This window comes from Gammaproteobacteria bacterium (assembly GCA_036383255.1).
Lineage (GTDB): Bacteria > Pseudomonadota > Gammaproteobacteria > Natronospirales > REEB76 > DASUBN01.
On the sequence record DASVOS010000011.1, the window covers coordinates 139,580 to 164,414 of the forward strand.

Consider the following 24,835-nt stretch of genomic DNA (forward strand, 5'->3'; position numbering starts at 1 on the left):
GTACATGAAGAACAACACCCCCAAGCTGGTCCTGCTCCGCCACGGCTTCAGCGAATGGAACAAGTCCAACCGCTTCACCGGCTGGACCGACGTGGACCTGGCGCCGGAAGGCATCGCCGAGGCGAAGGAGGCCGCGCGCCTCCTGAAGCAGGAGGGCTTCGGCTTCGACGTGGCCTACACCTCGGTCCTGAAGCGCGCGATCCGCACCCTGTGGGTGGTGCAGGAAGAGCTGGACCTCATGTGGATCCCGGTCATCAAGGACTGGCGCCTGAACGAGCGCCACTACGGCGCGCTGCAGGGCCTCAACAAGGCCGAGACCGTGAAGCAGTACGGCGAGGAGCAGGTGAAGGTCTGGCGCCGCAGCTACGACATCCCGCCGCCGGCCCTCAAGAAGACCGACGAGCGCCATCCCAGGCACGACCCGCGCTACGCGGACCTTAGGCCTAAGGACCTGCCCGCCACCGAGAGCCTGAAGGAGACGGTGGCGCGCTTCGTGCCCTACTGGAAGTCGAAGATCCTGCCCGCCATGAAGCGCGGCGAGCGGGTGCTGATCGTGGCCCACGGCAACTCGCTGAGAGCCCTGGTGAAGCACCTGGACGGCATGGGCGAGGACGAGATCGTGGCGCTCAACATCCCGACGGCGGTGCCGCTGGTGTACGAGTTCGACCGGGCCCTCAAGCCCAAGAAGCACTACTATCTGGGCGACGCGGCCAAGGTGGCCGCCGCCGCCGCGGCCGTGGCGAACCAGACCAAGGGGTAGACAACCCTTCCGCATCCGAAATAATTCCCCACTGCCCCGGTCCGGACGAGGCAACATACTTTAGACTACGTCTAAAGAGGGACAGGTCATAAGGTCATGGGAACTCCCGGCAAACTGGGACAGTTCGAGCAGACGGTGCTTCCGCACCTGGATGCGGCCTATAACCTTGCCCGCTGGCTCACCCGCAACGACCACGACGCCGAAGATGTGGTGCAGGAGGCCGTCCTGAGGGCCTTCCGCTTCTTCGACACCTTCCAGGGCGGCGAATCCCGCCACTGGCTCCTGAAGATCGTCCGTAATACCTTCTATACCTGGTACGAGAAGAACCGGCGCCACGCCCAGACCGAGGCCTTGGGGGACGAGGTCATGGACCTGCCCGGGAATGAACCGGGGCCGGAAGAGGTATTGATAAAGGAGCACGGGGCGCAGACGGTCCGCGAGGCCATCCAGACCCTGCCCCTGGAGTTCCGAGAAGTCCTGCTGCTGCGGGAGTTCGAGGGCTACTCATATAAAGAGATCGCCGACATCGTCGAGGTGCCCATCGGCACGGTGATGTCCCGCCTGTCGCGGGCACGCCAGCACCTCAGGCACCGGCTGGCACGGGTCGAAGGAGTGAATACGTGAATTGTCAGGAGCTGGAAGCCCTGCTGCATCCCTACCTGGACGGCGAACTCGATGCCGCCCAGCGCCGGGACGTGGACGCGCACCTCTCCGGCTGTTCGGCCTGCAGCCGGCAGCTCCAGGACTTCCGCACCCTCTCCGCGGCCATGAAGTCGCCGGAGCTGCGCTACCCCGCCGGCGACCTGCTCAAGCAGCGCCTCAAGTTCCAGCTCAGGGAGGCCGCCGGCCGCTCCGCGAGCCCGCGCTGGCCGAGGTTCGCCGCGGCGGCCGCCGTGACCCTGATGGCGCTCGCCGTGGGCTGGGGCGTGCAGCACCACGAGGCCGAGGAGCAGGAGGACGCCATGGTGGAAGCCGTGGTGGACCAGCAGGCGGACGCCGTCAGCCACGGCCATCCCACGGACTTCGCCTCCTCCGATCCCGCTGCCGTCGGCGCCTGGTTCAAGGGCAAGCTCGCCTATGCGCCGCCGGTGCCGGACCTGAGCGCCCAGGGCTTCGCGCTGGTGGGCGCGCGCCTGGAGAAGGTCGAGGATCAGCCCGCCGCCGCCCTGGTCTACCAGCGGGATGGCGAGTACCTCACGGTGTTCGTCTGCGCCGCCACCGAGTCCGGTGACACGGACCTGGACGAGGACACCGAGGACGACTACCACGTGGCCTACTGGACCCAAGGGCCCCTGAGCTTCTGGGTCGTGTCCAAGCTCGATCCGGACGCGGTGCGCCGCGCCGGCGAGGAGCTGCGCCGCGCAGGTTGAGCCTTAAGGGCTCGCCCCGCCGGCCTGAAGCAGGCCTCCTGAATCGACTACAAAAGTCCCTCCTGGACTTTTGCAGCTAGGCGAACCCGGTACATGCCCGGGTTCGCCTACGCTTCGCGAGCGGCACATCCCTGTGCCGCCGTCCGCTCATGACCTCCTGTAAAATAAGCCCCCTCAGAAATCCACGGGACGGCTTCCATGCGCTTCGAAAAGCTAAACGCCATCGTCTCCGGCGGCGCCTCCGGCCTCGGTCTCGCCACCTGCGAGCGCGTGGTCAAGGCCGGCGGCAAGGTCGCCATCCTGGACATGAATGAGGAGCAGGGCCAGGCCGCCGCCAAGCAGATCGGCGCCCACGCGCTCTTCATCAAGACCGACGTGAGCAAGGGCCAGGACGTGGATGCCGCCGTGGCGCGCGCGAAGGATGCCTTCGGCAGCCTGCAGCTCGCGGTGAACTGCGCCGGCATCCTCGGCGCCGGCCGGGTGCTGGGCAAGGAAGGTCCCATGGCCACGGATTTCTTCGCCAAGGTCATCAGCGTGAACCTGGTGGGCAGCTTCAACCTCATCAAGGCCGCCGCCAACGTGATGCAGGCCAACAGCCCCAGCGAGGACGGCGAGCGCGGCGTGATCGTGAACACCGCCTCGGTGGCGGCCTACGAGGGCCAGATCGGCCAGGCTGCCTACTCCGCCTCCAAGGGCGGCGTGGTGGGGATGACCCTGCCGATCGCCCGCGAGTTCGCCCGCTTCGGCATCCGGGTCATGACCATCGCCCCCGGCATCTTCTGGACCCCCATGATGGCCGGCATGTCCGAGGAGGTGCAGAAGTCCCTGGGCGCCCAGGTGCCCTTCCCTTCCCGCCTCGGCAAGCCCGAGGAATACGCCCAGCTGGTGCAGCAGATCTGCGAGAGCGTGATGCTGAACGGCGGCACCATCCGCCTGGATGGCGCCATCCGGATGCAGCCTAAATAGGCGGTTAGGAAGCCGCCCCCAAGGGCGGTAAAATAGCCTCCCGCGAGCCCCCGTCCTCGGGGGCTCGCCGTTTTTGGCGCTTAGAACCGCCCGGCAGATGGCCTGAGAAATTAGAGATTTTGGCCGCTGGCTAGGCGCGCGAGGCGAGCAGGAGGGAGTGCACTCTTGGTGTGCATGACCGACTGCGAGCCGGAGCGCAACAACGCCAGCGGGCAAAAGATCAATTTCGCGAAAAAGAACTAATGGACATTCAACGCGACGTAATGAGCTATGACGTGGTGGTCGTCGGCGCCGGTCCCGCCGGCCTCGCCTGCGCCATCCGCCTGAAGCAGCTCGCCCCCGCCAAGACCGTCTGCGTGCTGGAGAAAGGCTCCCAGGTCGGTGCCCACATCATGTCCGGCTGCGCCCTCGAACCCGCCGCCCTGGATGCGCTGCTGCCGGACTGGCGCAAGACGCCGCCGGAGATCTGCGTGCCGGCCTCGGAAGACCAGTTCCTGCTCTTCACCAAGACCGGTAGCTGGCGCCTGCCCACGCCGCCGCAGATGAAGAACCACGGCAACTTCATCATCTCCTTAGGAAGCCTCTGCGCCTGGCTCGGCAAGCAGGCGGAGGCGCTCGGCGTGGACGTGTTCCCCGGCTTCGCCGCCGCCCATCCGCTGGTGGAAGGCGGCAAGGTCATCGGCGTGCGCTGCGGCGACATGGGCGTAAACAAGGACGGCACACCGGGACCCAACTTCGCCGCGGGCGTGGACATCCACGCCGGCACCACGGTGCTGGCGGAAGGCTGCCGCGGCAACGTCAGCAAGAAACTCATCATGGAGTTCCGCCTGGGCGCGGACTCCTCGCCCCAGACCTACGGTCTCGGCATGAAGGAACTGTGGCGGGTGCCGCCGGGACGCGTGAAGCCCGGCCTCATCCAGCACAGCGTCGGCTGGCCGCTGGACAGCAAGACCTACGGCGGCAGCCTGGTGTACCACCTGGACCAGGACCGGGTGTACGTGGGCTTCGTGGTGGGCCTCGACTATGAGGACACGGACCTCACGCCCTTCGAGGTGTTCCAGCAGTTCAAGAACCATCCCAGCATCAAGCAGCTGCTGGAGGGCGGCGAGATCCTCTCCGCCGGCGCCCGCTCCATCGTCGAGGGCGGCCTGCAGTCCCTCCCGAAGCTCGACATGCCCGGCGCGATGCTGGTGGGCGACGCGGGCGGCACGCTGAACGTACCCAAGATCAAGGGTGTGCACATGGCGCTACGCTCCGGCATGCTCGCCGCCGAGCACCTGGCGGAGCACGGCACCAGCGCCGGTTTCGACGCCGCCTGGCGCAGCTCGCCTTCCGCCCGGGAGCTGCATAAGGTGCGCAACATCCGCCCCGGCTTCCGGTGGGGCATCTGGCCGGGGCTCATCAACGCCGCGCTGGAGACCATCACCCTGGGCCTCTTGCCCTGGACCCTCAAGAACCATGCGGACTGGTCGAACCTGAAGCTGAAGGGCAAGGCCGACAACAAGCGCGACTACGTGGCACGTACGCTGCCGCCCAAGGACAGGCTCTCCTCGGTGTATTTCGCCGCCACCTCCCACGACGAACATCAGCCCGCCCACTTGAAGGTATTGGACACCAACATCTGCGTGGGCCGCTGCGCCGAGGAGTTCGGCAACCCCTGCACCCGCTTCTGCCCGGCCCAGGTCTACGAGATGGTGGACGACGGCGCCGGCAAGAAGCGCCTGCAGATCAATGCCGCCAACTGCGTGCACTGCAAGGCCTGCGACATCAAGGACCCCTACGAGATCATCAACTGGACAACGCCCGAGGGCGGGTCCGGACCGAACTACCAGAATCTCTAAGAATCAGGACTCAAGATGAAGATCCTTGTCGGCATCAAGCGCGTGGTGGACTTCAACGTCCGCATCCAGGTGAAGAAGGACGGCTCGGGCGTCGAGCTCGGCGGCGTCAAGCTCTCCATCAACCCCTTCGATGAGATCGCGCTGGAGGAAGCGCTGCGCATCCGCGAGAAGGGCGTGCAGGCCGAGGTCATCGCCGTGAGCATCGGCCCCGCCGACGTGCAGCAGCAGCTGCGCACCGCTCTTGCCATGGGCGCGGACCGGGCCGTGCTCGTGGAGACCGCCGACGCCCTGCAGCCCCTCATGGCGGCGCGCGTGCTGCTGGAGATGGCCAAGCGCGAGAACGCGGACCTGGTGATCCTGGGCAAGCAAGCCATCGACGACGACTGCAACCAGACCGGCCAGATGCTGGCCGCTCTCTGGGACCGGCCCCAGGCGACCTTCGCCTCCGCCGTGGACCTCAAGGGCAAGACCCTGAGGGTCACCCGCGAGGTGGACGCCGGTCTCGAAGTCATCGAGGTGGACCTGCCCGCCGTGGTCACCACGGACCTGCGCCTGAACACCCCGCGCTTCGTGAAGATGCCGGACATCATGAAGGCCAAGTCCAAGCCCCTCGCGACCCTGAAGCTCGCGGAGCTGAACGTGGCCGCCGCGCCGGCGCTGGAGGCCGTCTCCTACGCCGCGCCCGCAGCGCGCAAGGGCGGCCACAAGGTGGCGGACGTACAGGCCCTGATAAAAGAATTGCACGACCGGGGGGTGCTGGCATGAGCAAGATCCTGGTCATCGCCGAGCATGACGGCGAGAAGCTGAACTCCAGCACCGCCCGCGCCGTGAGCTGCGCCGCCGCCATCGGCGGAGACATCGAGGTGGCGGTGTTCGCCGCGGACGGCAAGGCCGTGTGCGCCGCCGCCGCGAAGCTCAAGGGCGTGAAGAAGGTGCTGCGGGTGGCGCGCGCCGAGAATGCGAAGCCTCTCGCCGCGGTGCTGGCACCCCAGGTGGCGAAGCTCGCCGCCGGCTACAGCCACCTGCTGGCCCCCTCCACCACCTTCGGCAAGGACCTCCTGCCCCGTGCCGCCGCGCTCTTGGGCGCGCCCCAGGTGAGCGACATCATGAAGGTCGTGGATCCCCTCACCTTCGAGCGGCCCATCTATGCCGGCAACGCCATCGTCACCGTGAAGGCGCCGGAGAAGCCCTGCGTGGTGGCCACCGTGCGCACCGCCTCCTGGGCGGCCTGCGGCGAAGGCGGCAGCGCCGAGGTGGCGGACATCGCCGTGGATGCGGCCCTGCCAAGCCATTCCCGCTACGTGGAACTCAAGCGCGACGCCACCGACCGGCCGGACCTGCAGTCCGCCGCGCGGGTGGTGTCCGGCGGGCGCGGCGTGGGCAGCAAGGAGAACTTCGCCATCGTCTACAAGCTCGCGGACAAGCTCGGCGCCGCCGTGGGCGCCTCCCGTGCCGCGGTGGACGCGGGCTACGTGCCCAACGACCTGCAGGTGGGCCAGACCGGCAAGATCATCGCGCCGGATCTCTACGTCGCGGTGGGCATCTCCGGCGCCATCCAGCACCTCACCGGCATCAAGGACGCGCGTACCATCGTGGCCATCAACAAGGATCCGGAGGCCCCCATCTTCCAAGTGGCGGACTTAGGCCTCGTGGGCGACCTGTTCCAGATCCTGCCGGAGCTGGAGCAGGCCCTGGACAAGCGCTGAGCCGGAACCAACCGCGCCCCCGGCGGTCTTAGAGACACGCCCGCCGGCGGGGAGCCGGCGGACCCCCTTTTCACTCCGCATCCCAAAAGAGGCAACTCCATGAAACTGCTACGTTTCCTGCCCGCCCTGCTGCTGGCGGTGGCCCTGCCGGCCCTGGCCGACGACGCCCCGAAGGGCGATGACGCCGCCAAGGCCAACTCGGCCCAGACCAAGCCCCAGCTCTCCGTGACCTCGGGCTCCGTCACCGTCGGCGGCCAGAAGATCGGCTACAAGGCCAACACCGGCACGCTGGTGCTCAAGAACGACAAGAACGAACCCACCGTGAGCATGTTCTACGTGTACTACGCCAAGGAAGGCGCGAACCCGGCGAACCGCCCGGTCACGTTCTTCTTCAACGGCGGCCCCGGCTCCGCCACCATCTGGCTGCACATGGGCGCCTTCGGCCCCGAGCGCGTGCGCACCGCCGATGACAGCCACACCCCCGGCGCGCCCTACACGCTCGCCAACAACGACGTGAGCCTGATGGACGTCACCGACGAGGTGTTCATCGACGCCCCCGGCACCGGCTTCAGCCGCGTGCTGGACAAGGACCTGGGCGGCAAGGGCGAGGGCAAGGACTTCTACGGCGTGGACCAGGACGCCAAGGCCTTCTCCGACTTCATCCAGCAGTTCCTCTCCAAGTACGGCCGCTGGAACTCGCCCAAGTACATCTTCGGCGAGAGCTACGGCACCATCCGCGGCCCGGTGCTGGCGCTGAACCTGCAGAACGCGGCGGTGGACATCAACGGCCTGATCCTGCTCTCGGCGATCCCCAACACCGAGATCAGCCCGGACGGCGACGGCCTCAACCCGTCCATCGACATCCCGTTCGCGCTGGTGCTGCCGACCCAGGCCGCCACCGCCTGGTACCACGACAAGATCCCGAACAAGCCCGCCAAGCTCGAGGACTTCCTCGCGCAGGTGGAGAAGTTCGCCATGGGCGAGTACCTCACGGCCCTGAACCAGGGCTCGCTGCTGGACCCGGCCGAGAAGCGCCAGGTGGCCCAAAAGCTCGCCTCCTTCACCGGCCTCTCCGCCGACTACTGGGTGAAGGCGAACCTGCGCGTCTCCGGCGGCCAGTTCGAGCACGAGCTGCTGCGTGACTCCAACCGCCTGGCCGGCCGCCTGGACAGCCGCTTCTCGGGCTATGCCCTGGACCCCCTGGGCGAGTACTCCGAGTACGACCCGCAGTCCTCGGGCATCAGCTCCGCCTACGTGTCGCTGTTCAACGACTACGTGCGCAAGACGCTGAAGTACGGCGAGGACCAGACCTACATCCCGCTCTCCTTCCAGGTGAACGGCGGCTGGGACTTCAAGCACCAGAACCCGTTCGGGCAGGCCTTCCCCGGCGCCACCAACGTGCTGCCGGACCTGGCCGTCGCCATGGGCCAGAACCCGACCATGAAGGTGATGCTGACCGGCGGCTACTACGACCTGGCCACGGCGTTCTACGCCGCGGAGTTCCAGATGCACCACCTGCCGATGGACGACAAGCTCCAGGCCAACATCAGCTACGCCTGGTACCCGTCGGGCCACATGGTGTACGCGAACGAGGCCTCCGCGAAGAAGCTCCACGACGACGTGGCGAAGTTCATCGAAGGCTCCCACAAGTGATTTAAGAGCTGTTCAGTCCAGTGCATTTGAGGGCCGCCGCAAGGCGGCCCTTCTTTTTTGCTGCCACTGCTTTGAACACCTACGCGATTTTACGCGTCAAGTCCCTCCCTATTTCGAGGAGGGGATAGCCAACCGCTCAAAAGACAGGAATGCTGGGCTTATGAATGAAAAGGAAACTCTTCAAAAAACGAAAGTCGGCCAAGCCGGAGAGGAAACCCATACCCTTCAACGAAACCCTCAAGAGAGCATAAAGTGCGAGGAGAAAGTTACCAAAGAAATGATAAAGGTCGGAATGCGCGCGATTAGTCTTTTCTGCGATCCTCATTCTTCGGCCGCTTCACTAAATGAGGCTGAATTGGCTCATGTTTATAGAGAAATGCGTGCCCTAGATAAGGATCTTCTTTAGTTCGCTCTTCAAGGGTTTTCTCGGGCTCCAGGAGAAATGAAGAGCAGTGACTGGCGATTTTCAGCAAATCAGAAGTCATTTTGCTAAGCATTTCAGGGGACACTCGGAGTTCTCTAATTTGCTGTGGAGTAGCGGCTCTCGCTTGTGTAGTAGACATTCTATCGCCATCTTCGGTTCTGCGAGATGCGTAGTGAATAACGATGTTGCGCGCATCATTGATATGCTTCATCTGTGCTAATACGGAATCAAATTCTTTGAATACATGCTCAGCAGGAGGTCGAACAGCCCAAACTTTACGGATGGTTTCAACAATTGCATCCGTCCGATCAAAAGAGGTGAGAGCCTTTGCAAGCGGTAACGTAAGACCAGCCTGATCTTGGAGTAGATAAAATATCCACAGCTCAGTGGTGGCAAAAATTTCAATGAAACGACCGAGGTATTTCCAATATTCTGTGGCATCCCCGAATAATTTTTCCACCAGAATATTGGTATCGGTATTCTCAGTCATAACCCCCCCCAATGAGTCGGCAATAATCTTAGTCAGTTTACTTCGTAGTTTTTGTAGCGTAACTCGATCTCGCAAAAAAGGCTTCTCACCCGCATGGCGAGTGGGGCAGGTTATCTCTTAGTTCTTACCCCCGTAGCGCGAGCCGAGCACTGGACTGAGCAAGGCAAGCCCCGCAGGGGGCGAAGCCAGGGATGGCGAGCTTCCGCACGCGGCATAGGGATATGCCGTGTGCGGAACTCCGTAGCGAAGGAAGCGCGCAGGGAAGCCGTGGCTTCCACGGCCCGCGCTCCGGGCGGGCGCTTTTGGTTACTTTTGGCGCGCCAAAAGTAACCCGTCCGCGGGGCGGAACACCGCCCTCTTGATCAGTGGCGGCCAAAGGCCGCACCAATAAACCTGGATTCCAGGCCTTCGCCGGAATGACGGAAAAGCCACCTACCCCGTTGGGCAGCTCTTTTTGCCTGCGCCTGTAAACCTGAGATAATTCGTGCCTCGAATTATCCCAGCGGCCCCAAGAGCATGTCCCAACCCCTTTGGACCCCGAGCCCCGAGCGCATACGGCAGGCCAACATCACCCGCTTCCTCGACCACGTGCGCCGCGAGTGCGACCCGCACGTGACGAGCCAGGCGGGCCTGTACCGCTGGTCGGTGGAGCATCCGGAGAAGTTCTGGCCCCAGGTGTGGGCCTTCTGCGGCATCAAGGCTTCCAGGACCTGGGACCGGGTGCTGGAGCACGGCGACAGGATGCCGGGCGCCCAGTGGTTCACCGGCAGCCGCCTGAACTTCGCCGAGAACCTGCTGCGCTACCGGGACGACCGCACCGCGCTCGTGTTCCGCGGCGAGGACGGCTCCCGCGTCGCGCTGACGTATGCCGAGCTCTACCGCCAGGTGGCGGGCCTCGCGGACGCCCTGCGCAAGTCCGGCGTCACCCCCGGCGACCGGGTGGCGGGCTTCATGCCCAACCGGCCGGAAGCCGTCATCGGGATGCTGGCGGCCACCAGCCTCGGCGCCGTGTGGTCCTCCTGCTCGCCGGACTTCGGCATCAACGGCGTGCTGGACCGCTTCGGCCAGATCGCGCCCAGGGTGCTCATCACCTGCGACGGCTACCACTACGCCGGCAAGGAGGTGGACTCCCTGGAGCGCATCAGCGGCGTGCTCGCCCAGCTGCCCTCGGTGGAGCGGGTGGTGGTGGTGCCTTATCTCAAGCAGCGCCCGGACATCGCCGCGGTGCCACACGCGGTGCACTGGGGCGACTTCCTGACGGATGCCGCCGAGGTGCGCTTCGAGCAGCTGCCCTTCGACCATCCCGTCTACATCATGTACTCCTCCGGCACCACCGGCGTGCCCAAGTGCATCGTGCACGGCGCCGGCGGCACCCTCATCCAGCATCTCAAGGAGCTCTCGCTGCACACCGACGTGAAGCGCGAGGACGTGCTGTTCTACTTCACAACCTGCGGCTGGATGATGTGGAACTGGCTGGTGTCGGGCCTCGCGGTGGGCGCCACCGTGCTGCTGTTCGACGGCTCGCCCTTCCACCCGGACAACTACATCCTCTGGCGCATCGCCGAGGAGGAAGGCATCAGCATCTTCGGCACCAGCGCGAAGTACCTGGCGGCCCTGGAGAAGTTCCGCGCCAAGCCGGCCGCGCGGCACACGTTCCCGCGCCTGCGCACCATCACCTCCACCGGCTCGCCGCTGCTGCCGGAGAACTCCGAGTACGTCTACCGGGACATCAAGCAGGACGTGTGCCTCTCCTCCATCTCCGGCGGCACCGACATCGTCTCCTGCTTCGCGCTCGGCAACCCCACGCTGCCGGTCTATACCGGCGAGCTGCAGTGCCGCGGCCTCGGCATGGCGGTGGAGATCTGGGACGAGGACGGCAAGCCGCTGCGCGGCCAGCCCGGCGAGCTCGTGTGCGTGAAGCCCTTCCCCTCCATGCCGGTGTTCTTCTGGAACGACGCGGAGGGGAAGAAGTACCACGAGGCCTACTTCGAGCGCTTCCCCAACGTCTGGCGCCACGGCGACTGGGCCGAGCTCACGGAGCACGACGGCCTCATCATCTACGGCCGCTCCGACGCCACCCTGAACCCGGGCGGCGTGCGCATCGGCACCGCCGAGATCTACCGCCAGGTGGAGAAGCTGCCGGAGATCGTGGAGAGCCTGGCCATCGGCCAGGACTGGAAGGGCGACGTGCGGGTGATCCTGTTCGTGCGCCTGCGCGAGGGGGTGCAGCTCGACGATCCCCTGCGCGAGCGCATCCGCGCCACCATCCGCGACAACACCACGCCGCGCCACGTGCCGGCCAAGATCATCGCCGTGCCGGACATCCCGCGCACCATCAGCGGCAAGATCACCGAGCTCGCGGTACGCAACGTCGTCATGGGCCGGCCGGTGAAGAACACCGACGCGCTCGCCAACCCCCAGGCGCTGGAGCACTACCGGGACCTGCCGGACCTGCGGAACTGACGTGAACGGCACCGGGACCCCGCGCCAGCGCTACGAAGCTGAGCTCGCCGGGCACGGCTTCGTGCGCGACGCGGCCCAGGAACGCGCCGTCGCGGCCCTCGACCAGCTCCACACCCGCCTCGTCCATACGCCGCGCCCCTCCCCCTGGCGCCGGCTGCTGGGCCGCGGCGCGGCGCCGGTGAAGGGACTGTACCTCTGGGGCGGCGTGGGCCGCGGCAAGACCTGGCTCATGGACCTGTTCTTCGAGGGCCTGCCGTCCGACGACAAGCTGCGCCTGCACTTCCACCGCTTCATGCGCGAGGTGCACGCGGGCCTGAAGCGCCATCCGGACGAGACGGACCCGCTGCGCGCCGTGGCCGCGGAGTTCCGTGCGCGGGCCCGGGTGATCTGCTTCGACGAGTTCTTCGTCTCGGACATCACCGACGCCATGCTGCTGGGCCGGCTGTTCCAGCACCTCTTCTCCCTCGGCGTGACGCTGGTGGCCACTTCCAACGTGCCGCCGGACGAGCTCTACAAGGACGGCCTGCAGCGGGCACGCTTCCTGCCCGCCATCCGCGAGCTCAAGGCCCACACCCAGGTGCTGAACGTGGATGGCGGCACCGATTACCGCCTGCGCCACATGCAGGGGACCCAGCTCTTCTACGTGCCCGCCGGCCGGCAGGCGGATGCGCACCTCGGCGAGGTGTTCGCGCGGCTCACCGGCCACCATCGCGCGGACAGCGGCGACCTGGATGTGAACGGCCGTCCCATCCCCACCCTCCGGCACGCGGACGGCGTGGCCTGGTTCGGCTTCGAGGCGCTCTGCGAGGGCCCGCGCAGCCAGGAGGACTACATCGAGCTCGCCCGGGGTTTCCACACGGTGCTGCTCTCGGGCATCCCCCGCTTCGACCGGGACCGGGAGGACGCGGCGCGCCGTTTCATCGCCCTGGTGGATGAGTTCTATGACCGACGCGTCAAGCTCGCGGCCTCCGCCGCAGTGCCCCTGGACGGGCTATACGCCGGCAAGCGCCTGGCGTTCGAGTTCCAGCGCACCGTGAGCCGCCTGACGGAGATGCAGACCCGGGAGTATCTCTCCCTGCCCCACTTACCGTAAAATCCGCCTTCCTGAATTCCGAGGTTTCCCATGGCTTTCGATGAACAGGCCTTCGCCGAGTGGCACAAGGCCCAGCAACAGCAGGTGGCCGACTACCTGCGCCGCCTGCAGATCTTCGACTCCGACATCACGGGCGAATGGCTGTGGATCATCCCGCACCGCGCCATGCTGGGCCGCGTGTGGCCCAAGCACGGCACCTCGCCCAAGCTCTGGGTCATCACCGGGGTGGTGCCCACGGACCACGCCGAGGCCGGCGCCGCGCGCAGCTGCCGCGAGGCGGCCCGCTACTTCGCCCTGAAATGGCAGCTCGAGGCCGCGCGCCTCGGCAAGGGCAACCAGGAGACGCCCCAGGTGGGCGACGCGAAGGTGGACTGGAAGGAGATGGAAGGCAACATCGCGCGCCGCGCCGAATGGCTGCACGACCTCATGCAGGACAACCGCCGCTGGATGCCGGATGGGCTGCCCCTCTTCCGCATGGACCACGAAGCGGCTCAGCTCTGAGCCGCTGCCAAAGACGCAAAAGAAAAGGCCGGCTTAAAGCCGGCCTTTTTATTCAGTACTCGCCATTCAAGTCAGTTTGGCGAAGTCATCCACCTTGATTGCCTCACGCCGCAGCGCCTCCGCGGAGCGCAGCGCAGCCGCCTCGCCGGGGGTGATGAGGCCTTTCTGCATCGCCTCATCGATCTGGGCCTCGCCCCGCGCCTGGAGGATCTTATCCTTCGCGGCGGCCTTGAGCTTCTCCCGGAGCGGCCGCGTCTCCACCGCCTGCTGGAACGCCTCGTCCAGGAGCCGCACCTTCTCCTTCATGTCCGCGGGCAGGTACATGCCCGCAGTGAGGCGGTCCCGCTGCGGCGAAGGCCGCAGGATCGCTGCCGCGAGCTGGTGTTCCAGCGCGTCGGAAGGCGCCCGGTAAGGCATGCCCAGGGGGAACACCACCACGCGCAGCGCGGCCGCCAGCCAGCGGTTCGGCAGGTTCTTGAACAGGGCGTCGAAGCTCTGCTGGATGCGCCACAGGCTGTCCTCGCAGACCCACTGCACCAGCGGCAGGTCCTCGCGGGGGTTACCCTGGTCGTGGAAGTGCTTGAGCGCGGCCGAGGCGATGTAGAGCTGGCTGATCACGTCCGCCATGCGCGCCGAGAGCCGCTCGCGGCGCTTGAGCTCGCCGCGCAGCGTGAGCAGCAGGGCGTCGGTCACGTAGGCGAAGGCCGCGCTCATGCGCGTGAGCTGCTGGTAGTGGTGCTTGAGCGCGTCCGGCGCCGTGGGCGCGCTCACGAAGGCCGCGCCGGTGAGGCCATGCAGGAAGGCGCGCGCCTTGTTGTTGGCGATGAAGCCCATGTGCCCCAGCAGCGCCTGGTCGAAGTCGCGCCGCGCAGCGCGCTCATCGGTGTTCGCCGCGGCCTGCAGCTCCTTCAGGAGATAGGGATGGCAACGGATAGCGCCCTGACCGAAGGTGATGAGGTTGCGGGAGAGGATGTTGTGCCCCTCCACCGTGATGCCCATCTGCGGGTAGCTGTGATAAGGCCCCAGCGGGTTGCGCGGCCCCAGGGAGAGCGCGGCGCCGCCGTGCACGTCCATGGCGTCGTTCACCACCTGCCGCGCCCGGTCCGTGAGGTTGTACTTCACGATGGCCGAGATCACCGCCGGCTTGTGGCCCTGGTCCAGGGCCGCGAGGGTGGTGAGCCGCGCCCCGTCCATGGCGTAGGTGTTGCCGGCGAGACGCGCCAGGGCCTCGCGCACGCCCTCGAACTGGCTGATGGGCAGCTTGAACTGGCGGCGCACCCGCGCGTAGGCGCCAGTGACGCGTGTGGCGAGCTTGGCGGTGGCGGTGCTGAGCGCCGGCAGGGAGATCGCGCGGCCGTCCGTCAGGCACTCCATCAGCATGCGCCAGCCCTTGCCGGCCATCGGCTGGCCGCCGATGAGCATGTCCAGGGGGATGAACACGTCCTTGCCGAACAGGGGGCCGTTCATGAACGCCATGTGCAGCTGGTCGTGGCGGGTGCCGGTGCGCACGCCCTCCGCCTTGGCCGGCACCAGGGCCAGGGTGATGCCGAGGTGGGTCTTCTCGCCCAGCAGGTGGTCCGGATCCTCCAGCTTGAACGCGAGGCCCAGCACCGTGGCGATGGGCCCCATGGAGATGTAGCGCTTCTCGAAGCTGAGGCGGATGCCGAGGGTGCCCTGGGCGTCCTTGCACACCACGCCCACGTCCGGGATGGCGCCGGCGTCGCTGCCCGCCTCGGGGCCGGTGAGCGCGAAGCAGGGGATCTCCTCGCCCCGCGCCAGGCGCGGCAGCCAGTGGTCCTTCTGGGCCTCGGTGCCGTACTTGAGCAGGAGCTTACCGGGGCCCACGGAGTTCGGGATCATCACCGTGAGCGCGGCGCTGATGCTGCGGCTCGCGATCTTCATGATCACCGCCGCGTGGCCCATGTTGGAGAAGGCGAAGCCACCGTACTCCTTGGGGATCATCATGCCGAAGAAACCGCGCTCCTTGATGAAGCGCCAGGTCTCGGGCGTGAGGTCCTTGTCCACGTTGCAGATGCGGTGGTCGTCCAGCATCGCGCAGAGCTGCTCCACCGGGCCGTCCAGGAAGGCCTGTTCCTCCGCCGACAGCTTCGCCGCCGGGAAGTCCAGGAACTCCTGCCAGCGGGGCGCGCCGCCGAAGAGCTCCGCGTCCCACCACACGGTGCCCGCTTCCAGCGCGTCCCGCTCGGTGGCGGAGATCTCCGGCATGGCGGCCCGGTAGAACTTCAGGAGCGGAGTGCTGATGAGGAGGCGCCTGAGGGGCGCCACGTACAGCAGCACCACCAGGATGGCGTAGAGGATCCAGAGCAGCGCCTTGATACCACCGGAGGCGGCGCTGATGCCGCCGAAGAAGCCGAGCAGCACGGCGAGGCTCACGAGCCAGACGGCCCGGGCCGGACGCGCGGCGGCGAAGCCGAGCGCGGCCAGGATGAACACCGGCCACCAGAAGAAGCCGTGGGTGAAGAAGTCGGCCATGGTCCCTAATTCCCCGGTAAGTCTTTAAGCCTCGAAATCAGGTTGCTTCGAGGGGTGAGCATCCTGGAAGGCTTTCAGCGTCTGGCAGTGGTCGTCGATGCGCCGCAGCGTCTCGAAGGGCGTCACGTCCACGCCGAAGCGGCGCGCGCTGAACATCTGCGGGATCAGGAGCGCATCCGCCATGGTGGGCGTGTCGCCATGGCAGCACTTGCCGGCGCCGCCGGCGGCGGTGATGAGCTGCTCCAGGGCGGTGAACCCGTCGGTGATCCAGCGGATGGTCCACTGCTTGCGGGCGGCCTCGTCCACCTTCAGCGTCTGCTCCAGGTACTTGCTGATGCGCGTGTTCTGGAGGGGATGGATGTCTGCGGCGATCACCAGTGCCATGGCCCGCACTTGGGCCCGGGCCACCGGGTCCTTGGGCAGGAGCGGCGGGTTCGGGTGGGTCTCTTCCAGGTATTCGATGATGGCGATGGACTGGGTGAGGACATGGTCCTGGTCGTCCACCAGCGCCGGCACGAAGCCCTGGGGGTTCACTGCCCGGAACTCCGGCTTGTGCTGCTGGCCGCCCTCCTTCACCAGGTGCACGAAGCGCTGCTCGGGCTTGAGGCCCTTGAGGTTGAGGGCGATGCGCACCCGGTAGGCGGCGGAACTGCGGAAGTAGGTATAGAGCCTCATGCCTTCTCCACCTTCTGCTCGATGGCGCCGAACAGCGTCGCGCCGGCGGCGTCGAACATCTCGATGCGCACCGTGTCGCCGAACTTCATGAACGGCGTCACCGCCTTGCCGCCCTTGATGATCTCCAGCACCCGCTTCTCGGCGAGGCAGGAGGAGCCCTTCGACTCGTCCTGGTTCGCGATGGTGCCGGAACCGACGAGGGAACCCGCCGCCATGGGCCGGGTCTTGGCGGCATGGGCCACGAGCTGCGGGAAGCTGAACTGCATGTCCACGCCCGCCTCCGGCGCGCCGAACGTCTGGCCGTTGAGGTGCGTGACGAGCGGCAGGTGCAGCTTGCCGTCCTTCCAGGCGGGGCCGAGCTCGTCCGGCGTGAGGGCGATGGGCGAGAGGGCCGAGCGCGGCTTGCTCTGCAGGAAGCCGAAACCCTTGGCGAGCTCGTCCGGGATGAGGTTGCGCAGGGACACGTCGTTGATGAGCACCACCAGCTTGATGTGCTTCGCGGCATCCGCGGCGGAGACGTGCTGGGGCACGTCATCCACCAGCACGCCAACCTCGGACTCGAAGTCGATGCCCCAGGCTTCGTCGTTCATGCGGATGGGATCGAGGGGCGGTATGAAGCCGTCGCTCACCGCCTGGTACATGAGGGGATCGTGGAAGAAGCTCTCGGGCACCTCGGCGCCGCGGGCCTTGCGCACCCGTTCCACGTGGGGGAGATAGGCGCTGCCATCCACGAACTGCGGCGCGCGGGGCTGCACGGCCGCCAGATCGCTCATCTCGAGCTGGAACGCGTCTTTGGCCTTCCCCGAATTGAGTGACTCGTAGACGGACTTGAGCTTGGGTTCCGCCATGGCCCAGTTCTCCAGGGCCTGCTGGAGCGAATGGGCGATCTCCGGCACCTTCACGGCGTTCTGGAGTTTCTTGTCCACTACCACCAGCGTGCCGTCGCGGCCGCCGGACTTAAGGCTTGCGAGTTTCACAAATTCTCCTGATTTCTTATCCGCAGACTATAAGCCGATTGAAGTCCCCGACTTCCCACTGCGAATCTCTCCAGATAAACTCAAATGCCTGATCACCGCACCCGTTGTCATAGCCACGGCGATATTCCTGGAAATAGACCAGATAATCTTTCGATCCGCGCTGAAACCAAGTCGTCCTGTAATCCGAACTATTCAGCAGCTCTCGGATATGCACGCTCCGCTCATCCACGGCAATCATCGCTGCGCTATCGGATGGTGGTGCGGCCATACGCACCCAGCCGTCTTGAGGCTCAATCATCCGGAATGCATCAGGTTTATCGAGAACTGAAGTACATGCTGCAAGAAGCGCAAAAGACAGAATTGCGCCCGAAGTGACGCGCATAAAACGCATCAACGCCGCTTCGGATCGAAATGCTTCTTGATGCCCTGCCAGCACTCGTAGTAGTCGCCCTGCAGCTCCTTGGCTTCCAGGGCCTGCTTGGTGGGGCGGATCACGGCGCGGGTCTCGAACATGAAGGCCATGGTGTCCACGATGTGCAGGGGCTTGGAGGTGTCGCCCGCCACCGCCTTCTCGTAGCTGCCGGCGTCGGGACCGTGGCCGCTCATGCAGTTGTGCAGCGAGGCGCCGCCCGGCACGAAGCCGCCGCTCTCCTTCGCGTCGTACACGCCGGTGATGAGGCCCATGAACTCCGAGGCCACGTTGCGGTGGAACCAGGGCGGACGGAAGGTATCCTCCGCCACCAGCCAGCGGGGCGGGAACACCACGAAGTCCATGTTCGCGGTGCCGGGCGTGTCGCTCGCCGAGGTCAGCACCGTGAAGATGGACGGATCCGGATGGTCGTAGCTGATGGAGCCGATGGTGTTGAAGCGGCGCAGGTCGTACTTGTAGGGGGCGTGGTTGCCGTGCCAGCCCGCCACGTCCAGGGGCGAGTGGCCGATGGCGGCGGACCAGAGCTTGCCCTGGAACTTGCCCACTAATTCGAAATCCCCCTCCACGTCCTCGTAGGCCGCTTTCGGGTACAGGAAGTCACGGGCGTTGGCCAGGGCGTTGGAACCGATGGGCCCCAGCTCCGGCAGGCGCAGGGTGGCGCCGAAGTTCTCGGCCACGTAGCCGCGGGCGCTGCCGTCCGGCAACTCCACCTTGAAGCGGATGCCCCGGGGGATCACCGCGATCTCCAGCGGCATCACGTTCAGCACGCCGAGTTCGGTGGAGATCTTGAGGCGCCCTTCCTGCGGCACGATCAGCAGCTCGCCGTCCGCGTCGTAGAAGTAGCGGCCCTGCATGGGCGTGTTCACCGCATACATGTGGATGCCCACGCCCGCCTGGCCCGCGGGGCCGCCGTTGCCCGCCACCGTCGTCAGGCCCGCGATGAAATCCGTGGGCGCGCTCGGGATGGGGAACGGGCTCCAGCGCAGCTGGTTGGGCGTCGCCGGGACCTCGTCGAAGCGGTTGTGGAAACGCCCTTCCGGCATGGCCTTGAAGGGCTTGTGCACCGCGGCGGGACGGATGCGGTAGAGCCAGCTGCGGCGATTGGCGTGGCGCGGTGCCGTGAAGGCGGTGCCGGAGATCTGTTCCGCGTAGAGGCCGTAGGGGACCTTCTGGGGGGAGTTGCGGCCTTCCGGCAGCACGCCGGGCAGCGCCTCGGTGGCGAACTCGTTGCCGAAGCCGGACTGGTAGCTGGCCGCATCGGCGGCAGCCGCCGCGAGCTTGGGTTCCATGGCGCTGACTTTCTGGCTCATGCCCGGCTCCGGATGTTTAGAGGACGCCCCGCTTCATCTGGTCTCGCTCGATACTCTCGAACAGCGCCTGGAAGTTGCCCTCGCCGAAGCCCTCGTTGCCCTTGCGCTGGATGATCTCGAAGAACACCGGGCCGATGACGTTCTGGGTGAAGATCTGCAGGAGCAGCTTCTTCTTGGTCTCCCGGTCCGCGTCGATGAGGATCTTGTTCTTGGCGAGGCGGGGCACGTCCTCGCCGTGGTTCGGCACCCGCTCGTCCACCATCTCGAAGTAGGCGTCGGGGGTGTCCAGGAACTGCAGGCCGGCCTTGCGCATGGCCTCCACCGTGGCGTAGATGTCGTCGGTGAAGCAGGCGATGTGCTGGATGCCCTCGCCCTTGTACTCGTTCAGGTACTCGTTGATCTGACTCTTGGGGTCGCTGGACTCGTTCAAGGGGATGCGCACCATGCCGTCCGGCGCGGTCATGGCCTTGGAGATGAGGCCGGTCTTCACGCCCTTGATGTCGAAGTAGCGGATCTCGCGGAAGTTGAACAGCTGCTCGTAGAACTTCGCGAACTTCTCCATGTTGCCGAAGTACAGGTTGTGGGTCAGGTGGTCCACGAAGGTGAGGCCGAAGCCCTTGGGGTGCTTGTCCACGCCCGGCAGGTACTCGAACTCGGCGCCGTAGACCTCGCCCTTGGCGCCGTAGCGGTCCACGAGGTACAGCATGCTGCCGCCGATGCCCTTGATGACCGGCACGTCCACGGCCTTGGTGGATTCCAGGGACTCGATGGCCTCGCCGCCGTTCTTGAGGGCGGCGGCCTTCACCTGGTCGGCGGGCTTGGCGAAACGGATGGCGAAGCCGCAGGCCGAGGGGCCGTGCTGCTTGGCGAACTGGGCGGCGAAGGAGCCGGGCTCCTCGTTCACCAGGAAGTTGCACTCGCCCTGGCGGTAGAGCGTGATCGCCTTCTTCTTGTGCTTGGCGACGGCGGTGAACCCGAGGCGCGGGAACAGGCCGTGCAGCAGCTTCGCGTCCGGGGCGGCGAACTCCACGAACTCGAAACCGTCCACCCCCATGGGGTTCTCGAACTGCACCGGCTTGATGCCGACGTTGGGCTGCGCACTCATTTCTGTCACCTCGGGTCTGAAGCCCGCCCGCTCGTGCCGGGAAGGCTGAGAAGTCAATCGCTTATTATACCGCCGGGGTCCGGCACGTCCCAAACCGCCGGAAATCAGCTACTTAACGACGCCTATCTCTGTGCGCACATCGATGAGTTCGGGGAAGAACGTCAGGGACAGGGCCTTCTCCAGGAACTTCACGCCCGAGGAGCCGCCGGTGCCCTGCTTGTGGCCGATGATGCGCTCCACGGTCTTCATGTGCCGGAAGCGCCAGAGCTGGAAGTACTCTTCCACGTCCACGAGCTTCTCGCACATCTCGTAGGCGTCCCACCACTCGCGGGTGCCCTCGTAGACCTTCTTGAACACTTGGGTCACGCCCGGGTGCCGCTCGTAGGGCTGCGACCAGTCCCGCTCCACCCGCTCCTGCGGGACCGGCAGGCCGCGACGCTTCAGGTAGCGCAGGAACTCGTCGTAGAGGCTCGGGCGGTTCAGGAGCTCCGTGAGCAGCGCGTGGACCTTGGGGTCATAGCGGAACACGCCCACGAGCTCGGCGGACTTGTTGCCCAGCATGAACTCCAGCGCCCGGTACTGGTGCGACTGGAAGCCGGAGGCGGTGCCGAGAGCCGAGCGGAACTCGGCATACTCGGTGGGGGTGAGGGTCTCCAGCACCGCCCACTGGTTGAAGAGCTGCATCTGGATCTGCTTCACCCGGGACAGGATCTTGAAGCAGGGCTCCAGCTGGTCCTTCTGGATGTGGCGGATGGCGGCATCCAGCTCGTGCAGCAGCAGCTTGATCCAGAGCTCGGAGGTCTGGTGCTGGATGATGAACAGCATCTCGTCGTGGTGCAGCGGGCTCGTCACCGGCTGCTGGGCCGAGAACAGCACGTCGAGCTTGAGGTACCCGGAATAGGTCTCCTGGGGCTTCAGGTCCCGGTGGATGCCCTGCTCCAGCTCGCGTTTGTTGCCGCTCATGCCTGTTTCCAGCCTGAAAGTGCCGCCATTCTACCCGACCCCCCTGTTTCGACCCCCGGCTGGCGGGTCCCGGCCCCCCTGCCCGGGCCGCCGGTCCCCATCAGGACCAAAAAGGGTGTCATGTATAATTGCGCCCCCGCCCGGCCCCCATGCCGGGCGCTATCTATATAAGCACTCCCCGCCGGCGGGCCCGCAGGACCCCATGAGGTCCTCAAAGAGCCCCGGGCGGCTTTCCAGGAGCTAAAAGCCTTGAAGACCGCCGCCACCTTCGAGATCAAGTACCAGCAGTATCTCGACCACGAAGCCAAGCTCGTGCAGAAGGACCTCCCCAAGTTCGCCAAGGACAAGGAGGAGCTGCTGAAGATGTACCGCGCGATGACCTTCGTGCGGGTCTTCGACACCAAGGCCATCGCCCTGCAGCGCACCGGCCAGCTCGGCACCTACGCCTCCAGCCTCGGCCACGAGGCCACCCACGTGGGCATCGGCGCCGCCATGAAGCAGGAAGACGCGTTCTTCCCCATGTACCGCGAGTACGGCACCCAGTTCTACCGCGGCGTGAAGCCCCATGAGGTGCTCCTGTTCTGGGGCGGCGACGAGCGCGGCAACAACTTCTCGGGTCCCAAGCATGACTTCGCCTGGTGCGTGCCCATCGCCACCCAGTACCACCACGCGGCCGGCGCCGCGACGGCGTTCAAGCTGCGCAAGGAGAAGCGCGCGGCGGTGACGGTGATCGGCGACGGCGGCACCTCCCAGGGCGACTATTACGAGGCCATCAACTGCGCCGGCGCCTGGCAGCTGCCGGTGGTGTTCGTGGTGTGCAACAACAAGTGGGCCATCTCGGTGCCCCTCTCCGCCCAGACCGCCTGCGAGACCCTGGCCCAGAAGGCCATCGCCGGCGGCATCGAGGGCATCCAGGTGGACGGCAACGACATCATCGCCGTGCGCGACGTGATGGATAAGGCGCTGGAGAAGGCGCGCGCAGGCAAGGGCCCGACCCTGGTGGAGGCCCTCACCTACCGCCTGCACGACCACACCACGGCGGATGACGCCACCCGCTACCGCCCCAAGGGCGAGGTCGAGGGCGAGTGGAAGAAGGAGCCCCTGGTCCGGATCCGCAAGTACCTCATGGACATCGGCGCCTGGGACCAGAAGAAGGAGGACGCCCTGCTGGCCGAGTGCGCCGAGCGGGTGGACGCCGAGGTGAAGCTATATAAGGAAGCCGGCAAGCCGCCGGTGGAGAGCATGTTCGACCACATGTTCGCGAACCTGCCGGAGGCGCTCGTCGCCCAGCGCGAAGAGGCGGTCGAGGAGGGTTCCCACCATGGCTAAGGTCACGATGGTCGAAGCCATCACCATGGCGATGGCCCACGAGATGGAGAGAGACCCTTCCGTGGTGGTGCTGGGCGAGGACGTGGGCCTCAACGGCGGCGTGTTCCGCGCCACCCTCGGCCTGCAGCAGCGCTTCGGCAAGGACCGGGTGATGGACACGCCGCTGGCCGAGGCGCTCATCGCCGGCATCTCCATCGGCATGGCGACCCAGGGCATGAAGCCCATCGCCGAGATCCAGTTCTCCGGCTTCATCTATCCCGCCGTGGACCAGATGATCAACCACGCCGGCCGCCTGCGCACCCGCACCCGCGGCCGCCTGCACGTGCCCATGGTGCTGCGCGCCCCCTCGGGCGGCGGCATCCACGCGCCGGAACACCATTCCGAGAGCAACGAGGCGATGTTCGCCCACATGCCGGGCATCCGCACCGTGATGCCCTCCTCCCCGTCCCGCGCCTACGGCCTGCTGCTCGCCGCCATCCGCGACCCGGATCCGGTGGTGTTCCTGGAGCCGACGCGCCTGTACCGCCTGAACAAGGCGGAAGTGGAGGATGACGGCAAGGCGCTGCCGCTGGACACCTGCTTCGTGCTGCGGGAAGGCGAGGACGTGACGCTGGTGTCCTGGGGCGCCATGGTCCACGAGACCCTGCAGGCCGCCGCCAAGCTGGGCGAGGAAGGCGTGAGCTGCGACGTGATCGACCTGGCCACCGTCGCGCCCATCGACTTCGACACCATCCTGGAATCCGTGGAGAAGACCGGCCGCCTGGTCATCATCCACGAGGCCCCGCGCAACTGCGGCGTGGGCGCCGAGATCGCCGCCACCGTGGCGGAGAAGGTCATCTACTCCCTGAAGGCGCCGATCCAGCGCGTCACGGGTTATGACATACCGATGCCGCTCTTCAAGCTGGAGCATGATTACATGCCGAGCGTGGACCGCGTGGTCAAGGGCATCCGCAAGGCGCTGGAGGCATAACAAGCATGAAGACGTTCAACCTCCCGGACCTGGGCGAAGGCCTGCAGGAAGCCGAGATCGTCAGCTGGCACGTGAAGGAAGGCGACACCGTGAAGGTGGACCAGCCCCTCGTGTCCGTCGAGACCGCCAAGGCCGTGGTGGACGTGCCGTCCCCCTACGCCGGCAAGATCGCCAAGCTCTACGGCAAGAACGGCGACATCATCCCCACCCACTCCGCGCTGGTGGACTTCGACATCGACGGGGGCGGCGCTGCCGCGCCGGCGCCGAAGGCCAAGGCTGAAGAGGCCGCGGCCCAGAAGGCCGCGCCGGACGCCAAGAAGACCACTCCGGTCGCCGAGGACAGCGGCACCGTGGTGGGCAACGTGCCCACCAGCAACGCCGTGGTGGCCGAGACCGCCATCATCCGCAAGAAGCAGAAGCAGGAACCGCAGCGCGTGAAAGCGCTGCCCTCCGTGCGCATCCTCGCCAAGCAGATGGGCGTGGACCTCTCCGGCATCCCGCCCACCGGCAAGAACGACACCATCAGCGCCGACGACGTGCGCAACGCGGCGGGCGGCCGTGGCGGCGCCGCTCCTTCCGCGCCGCAGGCGCGCTGGGACGTGCCGCCCAAGCGCGCCGACGTGAAGTACGGCGTGGCGGAGCCCCTGCGCGGCCCGCGCCGCGCCATGCACGCCAGCATGACCAAGTCACGCTCGGAAGTCGCCGAATGCACCCTGTTCGACGACGCCGACATCCACGGCTGGATGCCGGGCCAGGACATCACGGTGCGCATCGTGCGCGCCATCGTGGCCGGCTGCCGCGCCGAGCCCGAGCTCAACGCCTGGTACGACGGCGAGAAGCTGGAGCGCACCATCCACGAGCGCGTGGACCTCGCCATGGCGGTGGACACGCCGGACGGGCTGATCGTGCCCATCCTGCGCCGCGTGGAGAGCAAGAACGCCCAGCAGCTGCGCGACGATCTGAACCGCATCAAGGAAGCCACCCGCAACCGCACCGTGGCCCCGGCGGACATGAAGGACCCGACCATCACCCTCTCGAACTTCGGGATGATGGCCGGCCGCTACGCCACCCCGGTGGTGGTGCCGCCGCAGGTGGCCATCCTCGGCACCGGCGGCCTGCGCCACGACGTGGTGCCGGTCATGGGCGGCATCGAGGTGCACAAGCGCATCCCGCTCTCCATCACCTTCGACCACCGCTGCATCACCGGCGGCACCGCCTGCCGCTGGCTGGCCGCCGTGATCAAGGACCTGGAAAAGGCGCAATGACCGCCTTATGACGCAAGCCGCGGACGGCGACCCCAGGGTCGCCGTTTGCAT

General features: G+C 66.4%; 22 protein-coding genes. 14 read left to right on the forward strand and 8 right to left on the reverse strand.

Features of this window, described 5'->3' with window-relative positions; genetic code table 11:
• Window positions 1-4: 4 nt before the first annotated feature.
• From gpmA to VF651_07510, 8 genes are all read left to right on the forward strand, one after another.
• Window positions 5-760, forward strand: coding sequence for a 2,3-diphosphoglycerate-dependent phosphoglycerate mutase (gpmA, locus tag VF651_07475; protein ID HEX7965543.1), 756 nt, complete (start codon window positions 5-7; stop codon window positions 758-760).
• 96 nt (window positions 761-856) lie between these two features.
• A complete protein-coding gene (locus tag VF651_07480; protein ID HEX7965544.1) occupies window positions 857-1,384 on the forward strand; it encodes a sigma-70 family RNA polymerase sigma factor in 528 nt (175 codons plus the stop codon).
• On the forward strand, window positions 1,381-2,130 hold the full coding sequence (locus VF651_07485; protein HEX7965545.1) for an anti-sigma factor: 750 nt from the start codon (window positions 1,381-1,383) through the stop codon (window positions 2,128-2,130). Before VF651_07480 ends, VF651_07485 begins: the two co-directional genes overlap by 4 nt.
• Before the next feature lie 198 nt (window positions 2,131-2,328).
• A complete protein-coding gene (locus VF651_07490) occupies window positions 2,329-3,096 on the forward strand; it encodes an SDR family NAD(P)-dependent oxidoreductase (GenBank protein HEX7965546.1) in 768 nt (255 codons plus the stop codon).
• Window positions 3,097-3,338: 242 nt separating this feature from the next.
• Complete coding sequence (locus VF651_07495; GenBank protein HEX7965547.1) at window positions 3,339-4,937, forward strand: electron transfer flavoprotein-ubiquinone oxidoreductase; 1,599 nt, start codon at window positions 3,339-3,341, stop codon at window positions 4,935-4,937.
• A gap of 15 nt (window positions 4,938-4,952) precedes the next feature.
• On the forward strand, window positions 4,953-5,702 hold the full coding sequence (locus tag VF651_07500; protein ID HEX7965548.1) for an electron transfer flavoprotein subunit beta/FixA family protein: 750 nt from the start codon (window positions 4,953-4,955) through the stop codon (window positions 5,700-5,702).
• On the forward strand, window positions 5,699-6,643 hold the full coding sequence (locus VF651_07505) for an electron transfer flavoprotein subunit alpha/FixB family protein (GenBank protein HEX7965549.1): 945 nt from the start codon (window positions 5,699-5,701) through the stop codon (window positions 6,641-6,643). Before VF651_07500 ends, VF651_07505 begins: the two co-directional genes overlap by 4 nt.
• A gap of 99 nt (window positions 6,644-6,742) precedes the next feature.
• The gene (locus VF651_07510) at window positions 6,743-8,296 is read left to right on the forward strand and encodes a peptidase S10 (GenBank protein ID HEX7965550.1); all 1,554 of its coding nucleotides are present in this window, start codon (window positions 6,743-6,745) and stop codon (window positions 8,294-8,296) included.
• 302 nt (window positions 8,297-8,598) lie between these two features.
• Here VF651_07510 and VF651_07515 read toward each other — a convergent pair whose 3' ends face one another.
• Window positions 8,599-9,210: a hypothetical protein gene (locus VF651_07515; protein HEX7965551.1), complete on the reverse strand. Its 612-nt coding sequence runs from the start codon at window positions 9,208-9,210 to the stop codon at window positions 8,599-8,601.
• A gap of 516 nt (window positions 9,211-9,726) precedes the next feature.
• On the opposite strand from VF651_07515, the gene VF651_07520 reads away from it, so the two are divergent.
• From VF651_07520 to VF651_07530, 3 genes are read left to right on the forward strand one after another with little or no spacing between them, the layout of a single operon-like run.
• Window positions 9,727-11,673, forward strand: a complete 1,947-nt coding sequence (locus VF651_07520) for an acetoacetate--CoA ligase (GenBank protein ID HEX7965552.1) — start codon at window positions 9,727-9,729, stop codon at window positions 11,671-11,673.
• A 1-nt stretch (window position 11,674) separates the two neighbouring features.
• Window positions 11,675-12,766: a cell division protein ZapE gene (zapE, locus tag VF651_07525; GenBank protein ID HEX7965553.1), complete on the forward strand. Its 1,092-nt coding sequence runs from the start codon at window positions 11,675-11,677 to the stop codon at window positions 12,764-12,766.
• A 30-nt stretch (window positions 12,767-12,796) separates the two neighbouring features.
• A complete protein-coding gene (locus tag VF651_07530) occupies window positions 12,797-13,267 on the forward strand; it encodes a DUF4826 family protein (protein ID HEX7965554.1) in 471 nt (156 codons plus the stop codon).
• Window positions 13,268-13,333: 66 nt separating this feature from the next.
• Here the strand turns inward: VF651_07530 and VF651_07535 are convergent, their stop codons facing one another.
• The 7 genes from VF651_07535 to VF651_07565 all read right to left on the reverse strand — a co-directional run bounded on the left by VF651_07535 (window position 13,334) and on the right by VF651_07565 (window position 21,220).
• Window positions 13,334-15,760 carry an acyl-CoA dehydrogenase gene (locus VF651_07535; protein HEX7965555.1) on the reverse strand — a complete coding sequence of 809 codons (2,427 nt, stop codon included), beginning with the start codon at window positions 15,758-15,760 and terminating at the stop codon, window positions 13,334-13,336.
• Window positions 15,761-15,784: 24 nt separating this feature from the next.
• A complete protein-coding gene (gene maiA, locus VF651_07540) occupies window positions 15,785-16,435 on the reverse strand; it encodes a maleylacetoacetate isomerase (GenBank protein ID HEX7965556.1) in 651 nt (216 codons plus the stop codon).
• Window positions 16,432-17,412: a fumarylacetoacetate hydrolase family protein gene (locus tag VF651_07545; protein HEX7965557.1), complete on the reverse strand. Its 981-nt coding sequence runs from the start codon at window positions 17,410-17,412 to the stop codon at window positions 16,432-16,434. The genes maiA and VF651_07545 overlap by 4 nt, the downstream gene beginning before the upstream one ends.
• Before the next feature lie 16 nt (window positions 17,413-17,428).
• Window positions 17,429-17,803 (reverse strand): hypothetical protein, encoded by a 375-nt coding sequence (locus tag VF651_07550; protein ID HEX7965558.1) that lies wholly within the window; start codon window positions 17,801-17,803, stop codon window positions 17,429-17,431.
• Window positions 17,803-19,131: a homogentisate 1,2-dioxygenase gene (gene hmgA / locus VF651_07555; GenBank protein ID HEX7965559.1), complete on the reverse strand. Its 1,329-nt coding sequence runs from the start codon at window positions 19,129-19,131 to the stop codon at window positions 17,803-17,805. The genes VF651_07550 and hmgA overlap by 1 nt, the downstream gene beginning before the upstream one ends.
• A 37-nt stretch (window positions 19,132-19,168) precedes the next feature.
• Window positions 19,169-20,257, reverse strand: coding sequence for a 4-hydroxyphenylpyruvate dioxygenase (gene hppD / locus VF651_07560; protein HEX7965560.1), 1,089 nt, complete (start codon window positions 20,255-20,257; stop codon window positions 19,169-19,171).
• 108 nt (window positions 20,258-20,365) lie between these two features.
• Entirely contained in the window at window positions 20,366-21,220 is an 855-nt protein-coding gene (locus VF651_07565) for a tryptophan 2,3-dioxygenase family protein (protein HEX7965561.1), read from the reverse strand.
• A 249-nt stretch (window positions 21,221-21,469) separates the two neighbouring features.
• On the opposite strand from VF651_07565, the gene pdhA reads away from it, so the two are divergent.
• From pdhA to VF651_07580, 3 genes are read left to right on the forward strand one after another with little or no spacing between them, the layout of a single operon-like run.
• Entirely contained in the window at window positions 21,470-22,549 is a 1,080-nt protein-coding gene (pdhA, locus tag VF651_07570; GenBank protein ID HEX7965562.1) for a pyruvate dehydrogenase (acetyl-transferring) E1 component subunit alpha, read from the forward strand.
• Entirely contained in the window at window positions 22,542-23,519 is a 978-nt protein-coding gene (locus VF651_07575) for an alpha-ketoacid dehydrogenase subunit beta (protein ID HEX7965563.1), read from the forward strand. Before pdhA ends, VF651_07575 begins: the two co-directional genes overlap by 8 nt.
• On the forward strand, window positions 23,516-24,784 hold the full coding sequence (locus VF651_07580) for a dihydrolipoamide acetyltransferase family protein (protein HEX7965564.1): 1,269 nt from the start codon (window positions 23,516-23,518) through the stop codon (window positions 24,782-24,784). Before VF651_07575 ends, VF651_07580 begins: the two co-directional genes overlap by 4 nt.
• Window positions 24,785-24,835 lie beyond the last annotated feature (51 nt).

Coding starts and splice junctions, on each gene's coding strand:
- VF651_07510 (HEX7965550.1), top strand. CDS start 6,743: ATGAAACTGCTACGTTTCCTGCCCGCCCTGCTGCTGGCGGTGGCCCTG.
- VF651_07530 (HEX7965554.1), top strand. CDS start 12,797: ATGGCTTTCGATGAACAGGCCTTCGCCGAGTGGCACAAGGCCCAGCAA.
- hppD (HEX7965560.1), bottom strand. CDS start 20,257: ATGAGTGCGCAGCCCAACGTCGGCATCAAGCCGGTGCAGTTCGAGAAC.
- gpmA (HEX7965543.1), top strand. CDS start 5: ATGAAGAACAACACCCCCAAGCTGGTCCTGCTCCGCCACGGCTTCAGC.
- VF651_07575 (HEX7965563.1), top strand. CDS start 22,542: ATGGCTAAGGTCACGATGGTCGAAGCCATCACCATGGCGATGGCCCAC.
- VF651_07490 (HEX7965546.1), top strand. CDS start 2,329: ATGCGCTTCGAAAAGCTAAACGCCATCGTCTCCGGCGGCGCCTCCGGC.
- VF651_07535 (HEX7965555.1), bottom strand. CDS start 15,760: ATGGCCGACTTCTTCACCCACGGCTTCTTCTGGTGGCCGGTGTTCATC.
- VF651_07480 (HEX7965544.1), top strand. CDS start 857: ATGGGAACTCCCGGCAAACTGGGACAGTTCGAGCAGACGGTGCTTCCG.
- VF651_07500 (HEX7965548.1), top strand. CDS start 4,953: ATGAAGATCCTTGTCGGCATCAAGCGCGTGGTGGACTTCAACGTCCGC.
- VF651_07495 (HEX7965547.1), top strand. CDS start 3,339: ATGGACATTCAACGCGACGTAATGAGCTATGACGTGGTGGTCGTCGGC.
- hmgA (HEX7965559.1), bottom strand. CDS start 19,131: ATGGAACCCAAGCTCGCGGCGGCTGCCGCCGATGCGGCCAGCTACCAG.
- VF651_07520 (HEX7965552.1), top strand. CDS start 9,727: ATGTCCCAACCCCTTTGGACCCCGAGCCCCGAGCGCATACGGCAGGCC.
- VF651_07515 (HEX7965551.1), bottom strand. CDS start 9,210: ATGACTGAGAATACCGATACCAATATTCTGGTGGAAAAATTATTCGGG.
- VF651_07565 (HEX7965561.1), bottom strand. CDS start 21,220: ATGAGCGGCAACAAACGCGAGCTGGAGCAGGGCATCCACCGGGACCTG.
- maiA (HEX7965556.1), bottom strand. CDS start 16,435: ATGAGGCTCTATACCTACTTCCGCAGTTCCGCCGCCTACCGGGTGCGC.
- VF651_07550 (HEX7965558.1), bottom strand. CDS start 17,803: ATGCGTTTTATGCGCGTCACTTCGGGCGCAATTCTGTCTTTTGCGCTT.
- VF651_07505 (HEX7965549.1), top strand. CDS start 5,699: ATGAGCAAGATCCTGGTCATCGCCGAGCATGACGGCGAGAAGCTGAAC.